Genomic DNA, 14,230 nt, shown 5'->3' with positions numbered 1-14,230 from the left:
GTGTACTGCCTTCTGCCATGAAATTTATTGCCCTCCTCGCGTCGCTACTCGTTCTGGCCGGTTGTGCCAGCGGCCCGCGTTACGACACCAGCCATCCTTCGGCCAATCACGACAGCCGCGTTCAGTTCGTGATCGTGCACTACACCTCCGCCTCACTGGCGCGCTCGCTGCAATTGCTGACCCACGGCGAAGTCAGCAGCCACTACCTGATCGGCGACGACAAAAGCGGCACCATCTACAAACTGATGGATGAAAACCAGCGCGCCTGGCACGCCGGAGAAAGCCAATGGCAGGGCCGCACCTGGCTCAACTCCAGCTCGATCGGCATCGAAATCGTCAACCCGGGCTTCAAGGACACGCCGACCGGGCGTCTGTGGTATCCGTACAGCGAAGCGCAGATTCAATCGCTGATCGTGCTGCTCAAGGACATCAGCAAGCGCCAGGGCATCAGCCCGCGCCATATCATCGGCCACAGCGACATCGCGCCGCTGCGCAAACTCGATCCGGGCCCGCTGTTCCCGTGGAAGCGTCTGGCCACCGAAGGCCTGGGCGTGTGGCCCAATGAACAAGCAGTGGCGCGTCAGCAGGCGCAGTTCAACGCCGAGCTGCCGAGCATCAGCTGGTTCCAGGCGCAACTGGCGCGCGTCGGTTACGACACCCCGCAAACCGGCGAGCTGGACGTAGCGACTCGCCACGTACTGGCGGCCTTCCAGATGCACTTCCGCCCTTCGCGCTTCGACGGCACGCCGGACGCGCAAACGGCGGCGTTGTTGCTGGTACTCAACCAGACAAAATAATGACGCCCGCCCGACGGTCAGGGCGAAAACGCAATCAGCAGCTATAACTCATTGGTAACTCTTCGGATATTCCATGATGGTTGCTACCCGAGAGACGCTGCGTAGCTGGTTTTATCGCCCCGTTTTTTTGGCGATGATCGCGGCTGTCCTCAGTGCTGCGCTGTTGATCACGGGCGCAATGTTCTTCGCCATGCACCAGATCGAACAGAAAGAAAGCCAGGAGATGAACGCTCAGGGCGAGCGTTTTCTGGCCCGTCTCGAGCAATTGTTCGGGCAACTGCGCGAAAGTCTCGATGACCTTGAGGCGCAGCCGTTGCGCAGTTGCGATGACGAAATGATCGCCACCCTGCAACAGGTCACCTTCAACTATCGCTTCGTCTATGAAGCGGCCTACATGGATGGCACACGAATCTGCTCCAACCGGCCCCGACAGGAAGGGTTGACGGTGGTTCGTGCGCCGGACATCAAAGGTCCGACTTACAGCTATTGGCTCAACACCACCACCGAACCCGATGAAAACCGTGCCGCGCTGATGCTTGGGCGCGGCAATTTTCGTGTGGCGACATCCCGCGGGCATTTGACGGACATGGTCGACCTGCCGCCGGACAGCAGCCTGCTGGTGGTGCTGGATCACGGCAAGCGGGCCATTCCGGTACTCGGCTCGGCTCAGGCGTGGCCACCGACCGAAGCCTGGCCGCCGAAAAGCCGCGAAGCCCTGCAAGTCACCCACTCACGGCTGATCTACCGCATGCCCACCAACAACCCGGAATACCAATTGGTGCTGATCACCCCACGCAGCAGCCTGCACATTCAGTCGGTCTGGTGGTGGATGGTGCCGGTCTGCCTGTTACTGGGGGCGTTTTCCGGGTTCTGCGTGTTTTTGCTGGTGCGCCAGCGCCAGTCGCTGGATGCCGAGCTCCAGGGTGCGATCCGGCGTGGCGAGCTGCAGGTGCTGTATCAGCCGATCTTCGACCTCGACAACCGCAACTGCGTGGGCGCCGAAGCCCTGCTGCGCTGGCGCCGACCGGACGGCACGCTGACCAGCCCGGATCTGTTCATTCCCCTGGCGGAAAACACCGGACAGATCCGGCAGATGACCGATTTCGTCCTGCAACGGCTGCTCGAGCAACTGGGGCCGGTGCTGCGCGCCAACCCGCAGCTGTACATCTCGGTCAACCTCGCCGCTTGCGACGTGATGGTGCCGCGCATCGGCCAGGTCATGGCCAAACTGCTGACCCTGCACCGGGTTGAGGCGCGGCAGATTGCCTTCGAGGTCACTGAACGCGGGCTGATCGATGTCGTGGTGGCTCGGGAGAATCTGCAAGCCCTGCGCAATGTCGGCCACCAGGTGCTGATCGATGACTTCGGCACCGGCTATTGCAGCCTCGCCTACTTGCAAACGCTACCGGTGGACTGCCTGAAGATCGACAAGGCGTTCATCGACGCGCTCGGACATGACGCGGCCAGCAGCGGCGTGGCGCCACACATCATTCACATGGCGCAGGCACTGGATCTTAAAGTGATCGCCGAGGGTATCGAGCACGAAGCGCAAGCCGTGTTTCTCAGCAGTGAGGGGGTGAAGTTCGGTCAGGGCTGGTTGTTCGCCCAGGCCTTGAGTGCGGTGCAGTTCATCGAACTGATCACCCGTGGACGGCGCCTTGCCGGGCGCCGGCTGGACGACGAAGCCTAGACCGCCAGCGCCATGTAGAACTGCGTGCCCTGCCCCGGCCGCGAATAGACCCCCATCCGCCCGCCGTGCAACTGCACGATTTCCTTGCACAGCGCCAGCCCGAGACCGGCGCCGCCCTTCTTGCGCCCGACCTGCACGAACGGTTCGAAGATCCGCCCCTGCTGACCGTAGGCAATGCCTTCGCCGTTGTCTTCGACGCTGATGATCACCCGTTCGCCATGTCGGCGCGCCTGCAGGCGAATCTGCCCGTCGCGGGCGGTATGGCGCAGGGCGTTGTCGATCAGGTTATCGAGCACCCGGTCGAGTTGCGCCTGATCAGCCTGCAGGCGCGGCAACGGCCCCTGCACTTCGACGCTCAGGGCAATGCCTTTGCCCGCGGCCGAATCAGCGAAGCGCAATTGCGCCTGCTCCAGCAAGTCCTCGATGGAGCACGGTGCCAGCGTGAGTTTCTGCAAGCCGTTCTGGTAGCGCGAGAAGTTGAGCAAGTCGTTGATCAACTGCATCAGGCGCTGCATCTCCTCGTTGACCGTGTCGAGCAGGTCCGCCTCGCGTGAATCCGGTGGAAACTTCGCCCGCTCGCGAAACAGGCCGAACGCCATGTGCATGCCGGTGACCGGTGTGCGCAGTTCATGGGAGGCGCGCAGCACGAACTCGCTGCGTACCCGCTCGAAAGCCCGTTGCTCGGTGACGTCGTGCAGCACCATCACCGCACCGAGAATATGCCCTTGCGTGTGGCTGACCGGGGTCAGGCTGTACGTCAGCAAGCGGGATTCGCCATCGACTTCGATGCTCAAATCTTCCGGAGCACGCTCCAGCGTGCCGCCGCGCAGCACCAGTTGCAGCTGCGCGTCGAGTTCCGGGCGCTCAAGCGCCGTGCCCAAGCCTTGGCCGAGACGATCGCTGTCCCAACCCAATTGCCGCTGGGCCACCGGATTGAGGTGCTCCAGATGCCCTTCGCGATCGATCATCAGCAAGCCGTCGTCGATGCTGTCGAGCACCGCCTGCAAACGCTGCTGGCCGGCCAGCAGCTCGTCGACGTTGGTCGCCTGATGCTCGCGCAGCGCTTCGGCCATCAGCCCGAAGCGCTTGGTCAGCTGGTTCATTTCCATCGCCGAGGAAATCGGCAGGGTCACTTCGAAATTGCCCTGGCCGATATTGTCCGCCGCTTGCGCCAGCGCCTCGATCGGCGCGCCGAAGCGCCGAGCGATCGCATGGGCCGTGACAAAGCCGATGATCAACACTGCCAGCCCTACCAGCCCGAGCAGGCCAGCGACCAGCAGCGCCCGGTCTCGGGCGTCATGCTGTACCGCGTTGATGTTGTCGAGCGCATGTTTGTGTTCGGCAATCAGACCGTTGCGCAGCGTATTGAAGCGCTCACGCAAATCGCCGGTGCCACTCAAGGCACTGGCCGGGTCACGTACCTGTTCGAACGTCTGGAGGAAACGCTGGTAATCGGCCTTGGCTTGGCTGAAGCCGTATTGGCGACCATCGCCAACCTCTTCTTGGGCAATGCCTTGATCGAGAAGCTGCAAATACTGCTGCTTCGACGCTTCGAACGCAGCGGCATCCGGTTTTTCGGCGAGCATCATGATCAGTTGATCGCCGAGGGTCTGCCGCAGCTTGAGGCCCAGATCAAGGGTGACGAAGTTATTGCGGATCAGCGTTTCCTGAGTCCCGGCCATCTGCATCACGCTGACCAGCCCGAGCAACAGCCCGAGCAAGGCCACCGTGATCAGCGCAGAAATGCTCAGGAACAAGCGGGTCCGCAACTTCATCGCCAGTTTCATCGCCGGGCGCTCACAGGTTGTACTGCTTGCGCTTGCGATACAGGGTCGACGCGTCAATGCCCAGGGTCTTGGCCGCTTGATCGAGGGTGCCAGCGGTCGCCAGCACCGCACCGATGTGGGCTTTTTCCAGCTCATCCAGGCTCAGCGCAGCACCAACCCGTGGCGCGTTGTTTGCCGGTTGCTCGGCCATGCCGAGGTGGCTGATTTCCACGCGCTCCTGCGGGCAGATAATGCTCGCCCGCTCCACCACGTTGCGCAGCTCACGGATATTACCCGGCCAGCGATAGCCGAGCAGCGCTTCCCGCGCCTCGTCACTGAAGCCCCGGGCCGGACGGGCATACTCTTTGACGAACCGCGCAAGGAAGCGATCCGCCAGAGTCAGGATGTCCTCGGCGCGCTCGCGCAACGGCGGCAGATGCAGGGTGATCACATTGAGGCGATACAGCAGGTCCTCGCGGAAGCGACCGTCGCGCACCATGTCTTCAAGGTTGAGGTTGGTCGCGGCGAGAATGCGCACGTCGGCACGGCGAGTGACCGGATCCCCTACCCGCTCGTATTCCTTGTCTTGAATGAAACGCAGCAACTTGGGTTGCAACGTCAGAGGAAAATCGCCGATTTCGTCAAGAAACAGCGTGCCGCCGTCCGCCTGATTGACCCGACCCAAAGTGCTTTCGCTGGCCCCGGTAAACGCGCCGCGACTGTGGCCGAACAATTCGCTTTCCATCAGCTCGGCGGTCAACGACGGGCAGTTGATGGTCACGCAGGATTTTTTCTCGCGTTTGCTCCAGCCATGAATGGCCCGGGCCAGCTCCCCTTTACCGGTACCGGACTCGCCCAGAATCAGAATGTTGGCGTCGGTGCTCGCGACCTGGCGCGCGGTTTCCAGCACGACTTTCATCGCCGGGCTGTGGGAGTCGAGGCCGTCCTTGGGTTTGCGGATCTCGCCTTCGAGGGCTTCGAGGCGCGCCGAGAGCTGGCGCACTTCCAGTTGCTTGGCGGTCGCCAGACGCAACTGGTCGGGGCTACACGGCTTGACCAGATAATCGGCGGCGCCGGCCTGGATCGCATCCACGGCGGTATCGACGGCCGAGTGCGCGGTGACGATCACCACGCGCATCCACGGCGCCTGGATACGCATCTGCGCCAGCACATCCAGACCGTTGTCTTCGCCCAGACGCAAATCAAGGAAACAAAGGTCGAACACCTGGCGTTGCAACAATGCCTCGGCCTGAGCCGCGCTGTTGGCGGTGGCCACCGTATAACCTTCGTCTTCGAGGCAGTAACGAAAGGTTCGCAGGATGGCGGACTCGTCGTCCACCAGCAGAATGCGGCCTTGATGCTCAGTGGCAGATTCCATTTTTCCTACGCTCCATAAGTGATTGGTCTTGGTTAGTCCCGGAAAAATCGGGCAAGTTGCATGGTCGATTCTGAACGATGCCGGACATAGCAGAGTAGCCCTCTCCCGCCCTCACAGCCAATCCGTTGATTTTGTTGGTTTTCTGCACACACACCGATTTACCGGTGCTTGCCTGCGTCCTTTTCTGACCTCCGCGGCTCGCTCTCAATTCAATAAGAATGAAATCTCCTACGAAATAATCATGCATTTCGCACGACCGTAGATGGCCCATCGTGCAGGATGCGTCTCAGATGCTTTCCCGATAACCAGTAACTTGTTGATTTTATTGGTTATTTTTCAAATAAAAAACTGGCATGCAGGCTGCAATAACTCATTCAGCCCGGGCAGATTCCACTGCCCCAACCGAATAAGAGTGAGGAACCCAGGATGACTCGCCAACGTGCCGCCCAAGTGCGTATCTCGCCACTGCATATCCAGCAAGGCCTGTTTGGCGTACTTGCACTGTTGATCACCCTGATCGCCTGCCAGCAATACCTGAGCTGGGAGAACAGCCAGAAGCCAGAACCGCTGATCTCGATTCAATACAGCACGCAGACGCACTTCAGTGCCGTCAGCAGCAGCCAGGCCGAAAGCGCCTCGATGCGCATGATGGATGTCGATCAGGCACAGCCGCTGGATCAACTGCCACGTGAAGAGCGCTGGGTTTTCTGACGAACCAACGAATTCGGGCGCATCGCGCCGGGACACGCAACATCCCTAAATAGAGAAGTAAGGAGAATCACCATGTTGAGCTGGGCAATTACATTCTTGATCATTGCCATCATCGCCGCCGTACTGGGCTTCGGTGGTATCGCGGGCACCGCCACGGGTATCGCCAAGATTCTCTTTGTCGTGTTCCTGGTGATGTTTATCGCTTCCTTCTTCTTTGGCCGTCGCGGCCGAGGTTAACGATGAGTGCTTTAAAGACACTGGCAGCCGCCCTGCTTCTGGGCGGTAGTGCCATGGCGATGGCGGCCAATGATGGCCAGGCGCGGGTCAACGAGCTGCTCAGCTCCGACCCGCAATACCGGGAAACCTGGCAAGGCGTGGTCAAACATGAAGAACGCCTGCCGGAATGGGTGATGAACCTGTCCGGTGCGCCAGACCAGCAGATGAATGCCGTGACGGAAGACGGCGACAAGTATCTGGTGGGGCCGCTCTGCGAATCCGCAGACAAGTGCCTCAACCACCGCTTGATCGTAGCGTTCAGCTTCGACAAGAAGGATGCCTACGCCATGCTTGTCGATGTGCCCGAAGGACTGCCGGCCGACAAGTCGCCAACGCGACATGCCACCTACCGCTTCCTCGGCAAACCGGATCAGGGCATGCAGAATCTGTTGATGGAAACCCTGAAGAAAGACCCGAACTGGTACTGATTCGAACATGAGGACAGCGCCCTGCTGTTCTTTATTGCGCCCGCCCGAGGAAGGTCGGCGCATGACCAGGGGGCCGGGACGTTCTGACTGTTGCAGGGTCGGAGTGACCTACGGGTACAGGGAGTGCCTGCGCGAGGGCCGGGTCAGGGTAAAAGCTGCGACGCAGGTTCGCCGGCCCTCGGCGGCTCGACGGACTTGCGCTGAGCTTTTTGCGATACAAAACATTGATCTAGAGCGTTCTGCTCGTCTTTTTATGGTTCAGACTGCGCGCGAAAATATTTCGCCGTGTTTCCTGGTGACCGTATATCGAGAAAGAGTCCTTTTAAACAGTGGGACTTCTAGTCTGCAAATGTAGGCTTTTTCTTAAATTTTTCGCCAAATTTACTCGTTCAAAAAATAACCAACCCAAGCTGGAATGGCCGGTTCACGGCACTTATGGCGGCTGAAATGTCGTAATCGAACCGGTTGGGACGCCTGTTTCATTTAAAAAAACTCATGCCGATTCGGCATAGGGTAGGCGTTTACGGCATTAGACGGCGCAACCTTGCATCGGAATAGTTGCGCCTTTTTTCGCCTGCCGAAGAGCCGTAAACACGCGCTTCGGGGCACCTTATACGGAGGCAGATGCACAGACTTTTCCGCTAAAGAGCGTTCCAGTTCCTGCATGTGCCTGAGTCAAACGCAAGTAAGGGTAAAGATAATGAAGAAGGCAAAACTCAGCCTCGCCTGGCAGATCCTCATCGGTCTGGTTTTAGGGATTGCAATTGGTGCGTTGCTCAACCATTTCAGCGCCGAGAAAGCCTGGTGGATCAGCAACGTCCTGCAACCGGCAGGCGATATCTTTATCCGTCTGATCAAGATGATCGTGATCCCGATCGTCATCTCCTCCCTGATCGTCGGCATCGCCGGTGTAGGCGACGCCAAGAAACTCGGGCGGATCGGCCTGAAAACGATCATCTATTTCGAAATCGTCACCACCATCGCGATCATCGTCGGCCTGCTGCTGGCCAACCTGTTCCATCCGGGTACCGGCATCGACATGAGCACCCTGGGCACGGTGGACATCTCCAAGTACCAGGCGACCGCCGCCGAAGTGCAGCATGAACACGCGTTCATCGAGACCATCCTCAACCTGATCCCGTCGAACATCTTCGCGGCCATCGCCCGCGGCGAGATGCTGCCGATCATCTTCTTCTCCGTGCTGTTCGGCCTCGGTCTGTCGAGCCTGCAGTCGGACCTGCGCGAGCCGCTGGTGAAGATGTTCCAGGGCGTTTCGGAAAGCATGTTCAAAGTCACCCACATGATCATGAACTACGCCCCGATCGGCGTATTCGCATTGATCGCGGTGACCGTCGCCAACTTCGGCTTCGCCTCGCTGCTGCCGCTGGCCAAGCTGGTGATCCTGGTTTACGTCGCCATCGCCTTCTTCGCCTTCGTGGTGCTGGGCCTGATCGCCAAGCTGTTCGGCTTCTCGGTGATCAAGCTGATGCGCATCTTCAAGGATGAGCTGGTCCTGGCCTACTCCACCGCCTCCTCGGAAACCGTGCTGCCACGCGTCATCGAGAAGATGGAAGCCTACGGCGCACCGAAAGCCATCTGCAGCTTTGTGGTGCCGACCGGTTACTCGTTCAACCTCGACGGCTCGACCCTGTACCAGTCCATCGCGGCGATCTTCATTGCCCAGCTGTACGGCATCGACCTGTCGATCAGCCAGCAACTGCTGCTGGTGCTGACCCTGATGGTCACCTCCAAAGGCATCGCCGGTGTACCGGGCGTGTCCTTCGTGGTGCTGCTGGCCACCCTGGGCAGCGTCGGTATTCCGCTGGAAGGCCTGGCGTTCATCGCCGGTGTCGACCGCATCATGGACATGGCCCGTACCGCACTGAACGTGATCGGCAACGCCTTGGCGGTACTGGTTATCGCGCGTTGGGAAGGCATGTACGACGACGCCAAGGGCCAGCGCTACTGGAACTCCCTGCCGCACTGGCGCAGCAAGGAAAAACTGCCGGCTGGCGAAATCTCCAAGAACTGAGATCAAACCCTCGCACCGATCCCTGTGGCAAGGGGGCTTGCCCCCATTGGGGTGCGAAGAGCCCCCGAGAATTGGCGACCTGGCATTTTCTGACACACCGTATCAGCAGATTTACGACTGCTTCGCAGCCGAACGGGGGCAAGCCCCCTCGCCACAGTCCTCCCACAGGGATCGATACACGCCGAACAAACAAACCCCGGAGAAATCCGGGGTTTGTCGTTTCTGGCGACCCCGCTATCATTCGCCGCATCTTCCGGGGGATTTGACTGATGCTTAATGGCCTGTGGCTTGGCTTCTTCGTCGTGGCAGCCATCTCTGCGCTGGTGCAGTGGCTGGGCGGCGGCAACGCCGGGATTTTTGCGGCGATGGTGGAAAGCATTTTTGCCATGGCCAAGCTATCGGTCGAGGTGATGGTGCTGCTGTTCGGCACCTTGACCCTGTGGCTGGGCTTCCTGCGCATTGCCGAGAAGGCCGGGATCGTCGAATGGCTGGCCAAGGTCCTCGGGCCGCTGTTCCTGCGGCTGATGCCGGAGGTCCCGCCCGGTCACCCGGCGCTGGGCCTGATCACCCTGAACTTCGCCGCAAACGGCCTGGGGTTGGACAACGCCGCCACGCCGATCGGCCTCAAGGCGATGAAAGCGCTGCAGGAACTCAACCCCAGCGCGACCATCGCGAGCAACGCGCAGATCCTGTTCCTGGTGCTCAACGCATCCTCCCTGACCCTGTTGCCGGTGACGATCTTCATGTACCGCGCCCAGCAAGGCGCGCCGGACCCGACCCTGGTGTTCCTGCCGATCCTGCTGGCGACCAGTTGCTCGACCATCGTCGGCTTCCTCTCGGTGGCGTTCATGCAGCGCCTGCGCATCTGGGACCCGGTGGTGCTGGCCTATCTGATTCCCGGGGCACTGATCCTCGGCGGCTTCATGGCGTTGCTGGCGACGATGTCGGCCACGGCGCTGGCCGGGCTGTCGTCGATCCTCGGCAACCTGACGCTGTTCGGCCTGATCATGCTGTTCCTGGTGATCGGCGCGTTACGCAAGGTCAAGGTCTACGAGGCGTTCGTCGAGGGCGCCAAAGAGGGCTTCGATGTCGCCAAGAACCTGCTGCCGTATCTGGTGGCGATGCTCTGCGCGATTGGCGTACTGCGTGCTTCCGGAGCGCTGGACTTCGGCCTCGATGGCATTCGCCATCTGGTGCAGTGGGCCGGGTGGGACACGCGCTTTGTCGATGCGTTGCCGACGGCGATGGTCAAACCGTTTTCCGGCAGCGCTGCGCGGGCGATGCTGATCGAGACCATGAAGACCTCGGGCGTAGACAGCTTCCCGGCGCTGGTGGCGGCGACGGTGCAGGGCAGTACCGAGACCACCTTCTATGTGCTGGCGGTGTATTTCGGCGCGGTGGGGATTCAGCGGGCGCGGCATGCGGTGGGGTGTGCGCTGCTGGCTGAGCTGGCTGGCGTGCTCGGCGCGATTGGCGTCTGCTACTGGTTCTTCGGTTAACCACAAATCAAAAACTGTAGGAGTGAGCCTGCTCGCGATAGCGGTTTATCAGTCACCATCATCGGTGACTGTCAGTCCGTTATCGCGAGCAGGCTCACTCCTACAAGGGATTGTGTGAGGCTTAAGGGCTGGGGGCGACTTTCTGGCCTTGATCTACCGCCCAGGCAACAACCTTCGCGGTGAGCCGATCACTCGCCTGCCCAAACCCTGCAACCACCGCCGGCACCTGGACATCGCTCAGCGGCTGACGCTCTTCAAAGCGCCGGCTCGCCAGAATCCGCTGGTCATAACCGCGTACCAGCAATGCATCGACCCGCACTACAACGCTGGCCTGATTGCCCTGATACTCGGTCTGAAAGGCCTGCAAGCTGCCACCCAGCTCCAGATCCGCAGCGAAGTTGCTGTCATCGGTACTGAGCAGCGTCACCCGGCCATCACGCGCAAAGCCATCGAGCAGCCGGTTGCGCACCAGCACCGGCGCCGGATCGCTCCAGCGCGAGGCCTTGTAGCTGCTGATCACGTCACCCTGTGGAATCACCGCGATGCTCGGCCGGTTCAGCGCTTCGCTGGCCTGCAGTTTGTTCAGGCGCAGCGACCAGCGCTGTGTCGCCGCTGAGCTGGCCGAGGCGGGCGCTTGCGCGGCGGGAAGGCGATAAACGTCCGACGGCTCAGCCTTGGGCAGGATCGAGCACGCACTGAGCAGCGTGAGGCTGGCGGCGAAGAGGGCGAGGCGAGTCAGCTTCATGGCGTGAACTCCTTGTTCTTGTCACTGCCCAGCAGGTAACCGCTGGGGTTGGCCTCCAGGCGTTGAGAAATGGCGCGCAGCGAAGTCAGGGTCTCGCGCAGTTCGCGGATGGCCGGGGCCAGGCCATTGAGGCCCTGCATGCCGTTGTCGAGGGAGTTCTGGTTCTTGCTCAGCAGGTCGTTGATGGTGGCGCTGCTCTGTTCCAGTGACTTCATCGCTTGCCCGGCACTGCCCAGCGCCTGCTTGCCCTGATCATTGAGCAGGCCGTTGGCATTGCGCATCAGCGCCGAGGTTTGCTCAAGCATGCTGCCGGCCTGCTTGCCGACGCTCGCCAGTTGCTGCATGGCCTGACGCAAGTCGCCGCGTTGATCATTGATCGAGCCGGTGGTCTGCTCCAGATGCGCCAGAGTGTTGCTGACGCGCTCGACGTTCTCCTGGGAGAACATCTGGTTGGCATTGCTCAGCAGTGCGGTGATGCCGGTCATCAAATCGTTGCTGTCGTTGAGCAGCCGGGAAATGGGCGAGGGTGCCGCGACGATAGTCGGCAATTCGCCGTCATGCCCGCGCAGTTTCGGACTCTCCGGGGTGCCGCCGCTTAGCTGGATGATCGAGGTCCCGGTGATCCCGGCCAATGCCAGTTTGGCCTGGGTGTCTTCCTTGACCGGCGTGTCGCCGCCCAGACGAATCCGCGCCAGCACCCGACGCGGGTCTTTCGGGTCGAGGCGCAGGTTGACCACGTCGCCGACCTTGATCCCGCTGTACTGCACCGGGCTGCCCTTGGACAGGCCGCTGACCGCCTCGTTGAAGACGATCTCGTAATCCTTGAACTCGGTGTCGACGCTGGACTTGGCCAGCCACAGGCCGAAGAGCAGGGCGCCTGCCACCACTATCACCGAGAACAGGCCGATCAACACATGATGGGCTCGGGTTTCCATGTCAGACCTCGTTGAGCAATTTGGCGGCGTCCAGCGCCGAGCGGCCGCGCGGGCCGTGGAAGTATTCGTGAATCCACGCGTCATCGGTTTCCGAGACCACGTCGATAGGGCCGGCGACCAGCACCTTCTTCTGCGCCAACACCGCCACACGATCGGTGATGGTGTAGAGCGTGTCGAGGTCGTGGGTCACCAGAAACACGCTCAGGCCCAGCGCATCGCGCAGGGTCAGGATCAGTTGATCGAACTGCGCCGCGCCAATCGGATCGAGGCCGGCGGTGGGTTCGTCGAGAAACAGGATGTCCGGGTCCAGCGCCAGCGCCCGGGCCAGTGCGGCGCGCTTGATCATGCCGCCGGACAGCGAGGCCGGGTATTTGTCCGCCGCCGATAATGGCAACCCGGCCAGTGCCAGTTTCACCGCCGCCAGATGCTCGGCGTCGTTGCGGCTCAGGCCGGCGTGCTCGATCAGGGGCAGGGCGACGTTCTCGGTCACCGTCAGCGAGGAGAACAGCGCGCCTTTCTGGAACAACACGCCGAAGCGCCGCTCGACCAGCGAGCGCTCGTGTTCGGACAGGCTCGGCAGGTTCTGGCCGAAGACTGTCACGTTGCCTTCGCTGGGCCGACGCAAACCGACAATACTGCGCAGCAACACCGATTTGCCGCTGCCGGAGCCACCGACCACGGCAAGGATCTCGCCTTTGTACAGATCCAGATCGAGGTTCTCGTGCACGCTCTGGCTGCCGAAGCGATTGCACAGGCCACGGACTTCGATCACCGCCTCCGAGGGCGCGCGGGGTAGACGACTCACCAGCCCATCTCCATGAAGAACAGCGCAGCCACCGCGTCGAGCACGATCACCACGAAAATCGACTGCACCACGGCGGACGTGGTGTGTGCGCCGACCGATTCGGCGCTGCCGCTGACCTTGAAGCCTTCCAGGCAACCGATCGTCGCAATCAGAAAGGCAAAGACCGGCGCTTTCACCAGGCCGACCAGAAAATGCTGGATGCCGATGTCGCTTTGCAGCAGCGAGAGAAACATCGCCGGCGAGATCCCCAACGATACCGCACACACCACGCCACCCCCGATGATGCCGCAGAGCATCGCCAGAAACGTCAGCATCGGCAGCGCCACCAGCATCGCCAGCACGCGCGGCACCACCAGCAGCTCCATCGGGTCGAGGCCGAGGGTGCGGATCGCATCGATCTCTTCATTGGCCTTCATCGAGCCGATCTGCGCGGTGAACGCACTGGCGGTGCGGCCGGCCATCAGGATCGCCGTGAGCAACACGCCGAACTCGCGCAAAAACGAGAACCCCACCAGGTCCACGGTAAAGATCGTCGCGCCGAAACTGGCCAGCACCGTCGCGCCGAGAAACGCCACCACCGCGCCGACCAGAAAGGTCAGCAGCGCCACGATCGGGGCGGCGTCGAGGCCGGTCTGTTCGATGTGTGCGACGACGGGGGTGATGCGCCAGCGCTTGGGGCGGAACAGGCTGCGGGCGATGGTTTCGAGGATCAGGCCGATGAAACCCAGCACTTGCAGGGTGTCCTGCCAGATCGTTTCCACCGCCCGCCCGATGCGGGACAACAGTTGCACGCTGACGCTGACTTCCGGCTCCTTGATCGGCACGCAAAAATCGGTCAGCGAGCGATACACGGTTTGCAGCAACGCGCGGTCAGCCGGGGAAATCGTGCAGTCGGGGTGTTCGGTGGATTTACCCAGGCGCTCGGAACCGAGCAACTCCACCAGCAGGGACGCGCCCGCAGTGTCGAGGGCGCCGAGGCTGTTGAGGTCAACCACGGTATTGGCGTCGTACTGGCCGTTAAGTTTTCCGGTCAGGTGCTTGAGGTCGGCGTAATGGGCAAGCGTCCAGTCCCCGGACACCCGCAGGCGGGCAGGGCTGAGCGACGTGTCCAGTTGGGCATTACCGGTCATCGAGCTGCTGGTCATAAGCTCCGTGCTTGTTCGGCTAA

The 14,230-nt window shown here is 61.3% G+C and carries 13 protein-coding genes; 7 read left to right on the top strand and 6 right to left on the bottom strand.

Features of this window, described 5'->3' with window-relative positions:
* Positions 1 to 17: 17 nt before the first annotated feature.
* Positions 18 to 797, top strand: coding sequence for an N-acetylmuramoyl-L-alanine amidase (locus tag NN484_RS07120; RefSeq protein WP_127649418.1), 780 nt, complete (start codon positions 18 to 20; stop codon positions 795 to 797).
* 76 nt (positions 798 to 873) lie between these two features.
* Positions 874 to 2,487, top strand: a complete 1,614-nt coding sequence (locus NN484_RS07115; RefSeq protein WP_215500760.1) for an EAL domain-containing protein — start codon at positions 874 to 876, stop codon at positions 2,485 to 2,487.
* Here NN484_RS07115 and NN484_RS07110 read toward each other — a convergent pair.
* Both NN484_RS07110 and algB read right to left on the bottom strand, forming a co-directional pair.
* Positions 2,484 to 4,274 (bottom strand): KinB sensor domain-containing domain, encoded by a 1,791-nt coding sequence (locus tag NN484_RS07110; RefSeq protein ID WP_127649422.1) that lies wholly within the window; start codon positions 4,272 to 4,274, stop codon positions 2,484 to 2,486. The genes NN484_RS07115 and NN484_RS07110 overlap by 4 nt on opposite strands.
* Positions 4,275 to 4,284: 10 nt before the next feature.
* Positions 4,285 to 5,631, bottom strand: coding sequence for a sigma-54-dependent response regulator transcription factor AlgB (algB, locus tag NN484_RS07105; RefSeq protein ID WP_016986437.1), 1,347 nt, complete (start codon positions 5,629 to 5,631; stop codon positions 4,285 to 4,287).
* 426 nt (positions 5,632 to 6,057) lie between these two features.
* Here algB and NN484_RS07100 point away from each other — a divergent pair, with 426 nt between their 5' ends.
* From NN484_RS07100 to NN484_RS07080, 5 genes are all read left to right on the top strand, one after another.
* The gene (locus NN484_RS07100; RefSeq protein WP_215500428.1) at positions 6,058 to 6,342 is read left to right on the top strand and encodes a hypothetical protein; all 285 of its coding nucleotides are present in this window, start codon (positions 6,058 to 6,060) and stop codon (positions 6,340 to 6,342) included.
* Between the two features lie 72 nt (positions 6,343 to 6,414).
* The gene (locus tag NN484_RS07095; protein WP_003177151.1) at positions 6,415 to 6,579 is read left to right on the top strand and encodes a DUF1328 domain-containing protein; all 165 of its coding nucleotides are present in this window, start codon (positions 6,415 to 6,417) and stop codon (positions 6,577 to 6,579) included.
* 2 nt (positions 6,580 to 6,581) lie between these two features.
* Entirely contained in the window at positions 6,582 to 7,046 is a 465-nt protein-coding gene (locus NN484_RS07090) for an inhibitor of vertebrate lysozyme family protein (RefSeq protein ID WP_127649426.1), read from the top strand.
* Positions 7,047 to 7,746: 700 nt separating this feature from the next.
* Positions 7,747 to 9,078: a glutamate/aspartate:proton symporter GltP gene (gene gltP / locus NN484_RS07085; RefSeq protein WP_215500429.1), complete on the top strand. Its 1,332-nt coding sequence runs from the start codon at positions 7,747 to 7,749 to the stop codon at positions 9,076 to 9,078.
* A 269-nt stretch (positions 9,079 to 9,347) separates the two neighbouring features.
* The gene (locus NN484_RS07080) at positions 9,348 to 10,577 is read left to right on the top strand and encodes a nucleoside recognition domain-containing protein (RefSeq protein ID WP_127649430.1); all 1,230 of its coding nucleotides are present in this window, start codon (positions 9,348 to 9,350) and stop codon (positions 10,575 to 10,577) included.
* A gap of 121 nt (positions 10,578 to 10,698) precedes the next feature.
* Here the strand turns inward: NN484_RS07080 and NN484_RS07075 are convergent, their stop codons facing one another.
* From NN484_RS07075 to NN484_RS07060, 4 genes are read right to left on the bottom strand one after another with little or no spacing between them, the layout of a single operon-like run.
* Positions 10,699 to 11,322, bottom strand: coding sequence for an ABC-type transport auxiliary lipoprotein family protein (locus tag NN484_RS07075; RefSeq protein WP_127649434.1), 624 nt, complete (start codon positions 11,320 to 11,322; stop codon positions 10,699 to 10,701).
* Positions 11,319 to 12,257, bottom strand: coding sequence for an MlaD family protein (locus tag NN484_RS07070; RefSeq protein ID WP_127649435.1), 939 nt, complete (start codon positions 12,255 to 12,257; stop codon positions 11,319 to 11,321). The genes NN484_RS07075 and NN484_RS07070 overlap by 4 nt, the downstream gene beginning before the upstream one ends.
* A gap of 1 nt (position 12,258) precedes the next feature.
* Positions 12,259 to 13,062 (bottom strand): ABC transporter ATP-binding protein, encoded by an 804-nt coding sequence (locus NN484_RS07065; protein WP_215500430.1) that lies wholly within the window; start codon positions 13,060 to 13,062, stop codon positions 12,259 to 12,261.
* Positions 13,059 to 14,207 (bottom strand): ABC transporter permease, encoded by a 1,149-nt coding sequence (locus NN484_RS07060; protein WP_127649439.1) that lies wholly within the window; start codon positions 14,205 to 14,207, stop codon positions 13,059 to 13,061. Before NN484_RS07060 ends, NN484_RS07065 begins: the two co-directional genes overlap by 4 nt.
* Positions 14,208 to 14,230: the final 23 nt, after the last annotated feature.

The sequence above is a fragment of the Pseudomonas serboccidentalis genome (genome assembly GCF_028830055.1).
Taxonomy (GTDB): Bacteria; Pseudomonadota; Gammaproteobacteria; order Pseudomonadales; family Pseudomonadaceae; genus Aquipseudomonas; species Aquipseudomonas serboccidentalis.
The sequence above is the reverse complement of the archived record's forward strand: the minus strand, read 5'-3'. Positions and strand labels throughout refer to the sequence as shown.

What these genes read in the sequence shown, in the direction of transcription:
- NN484_RS07120 (WP_127649418.1), top strand. Translation starts at nt 18, where the DNA reads ATGAAATTTATTGCCCTCCTCGCGTCGCTACTCGTTCTGGCCGGTTGT.
- NN484_RS07115 (WP_215500760.1), top strand. Translation starts at nt 874, where the DNA reads ATGGTTGCTACCCGAGAGACGCTGCGTAGCTGGTTTTATCGCCCCGTT.
- NN484_RS07110 (WP_127649422.1), bottom strand. Translation starts at nt 4,274, where the DNA reads ATGAAACTGGCGATGAAGTTGCGGACCCGCTTGTTCCTGAGCATTTCT.
- algB (WP_016986437.1), bottom strand. Translation starts at nt 5,631, where the DNA reads ATGGAATCTGCCACTGAGCATCAAGGCCGCATTCTGCTGGTGGACGAC.
- NN484_RS07100 (WP_215500428.1), top strand. Translation starts at nt 6,058, where the DNA reads ATGACTCGCCAACGTGCCGCCCAAGTGCGTATCTCGCCACTGCATATC.
- NN484_RS07095 (WP_003177151.1), top strand. Translation starts at nt 6,415, where the DNA reads ATGTTGAGCTGGGCAATTACATTCTTGATCATTGCCATCATCGCCGCC.
- NN484_RS07090 (WP_127649426.1), top strand. Translation starts at nt 6,582, where the DNA reads ATGAGTGCTTTAAAGACACTGGCAGCCGCCCTGCTTCTGGGCGGTAGT.
- gltP (WP_215500429.1), top strand. Translation starts at nt 7,747, where the DNA reads ATGAAGAAGGCAAAACTCAGCCTCGCCTGGCAGATCCTCATCGGTCTG.
- NN484_RS07080 (WP_127649430.1), top strand. Translation starts at nt 9,348, where the DNA reads ATGCTTAATGGCCTGTGGCTTGGCTTCTTCGTCGTGGCAGCCATCTCT.
- NN484_RS07075 (WP_127649434.1), bottom strand. Translation starts at nt 11,322, where the DNA reads ATGAAGCTGACTCGCCTCGCCCTCTTCGCCGCCAGCCTCACGCTGCTC.
- NN484_RS07070 (WP_127649435.1), bottom strand. Translation starts at nt 12,257, where the DNA reads ATGGAAACCCGAGCCCATCATGTGTTGATCGGCCTGTTCTCGGTGATA.
- NN484_RS07060 (WP_127649439.1), bottom strand. Translation starts at nt 14,207, where the DNA reads ATGACCAGCAGCTCGATGACCGGTAATGCCCAACTGGACACGTCGCTC.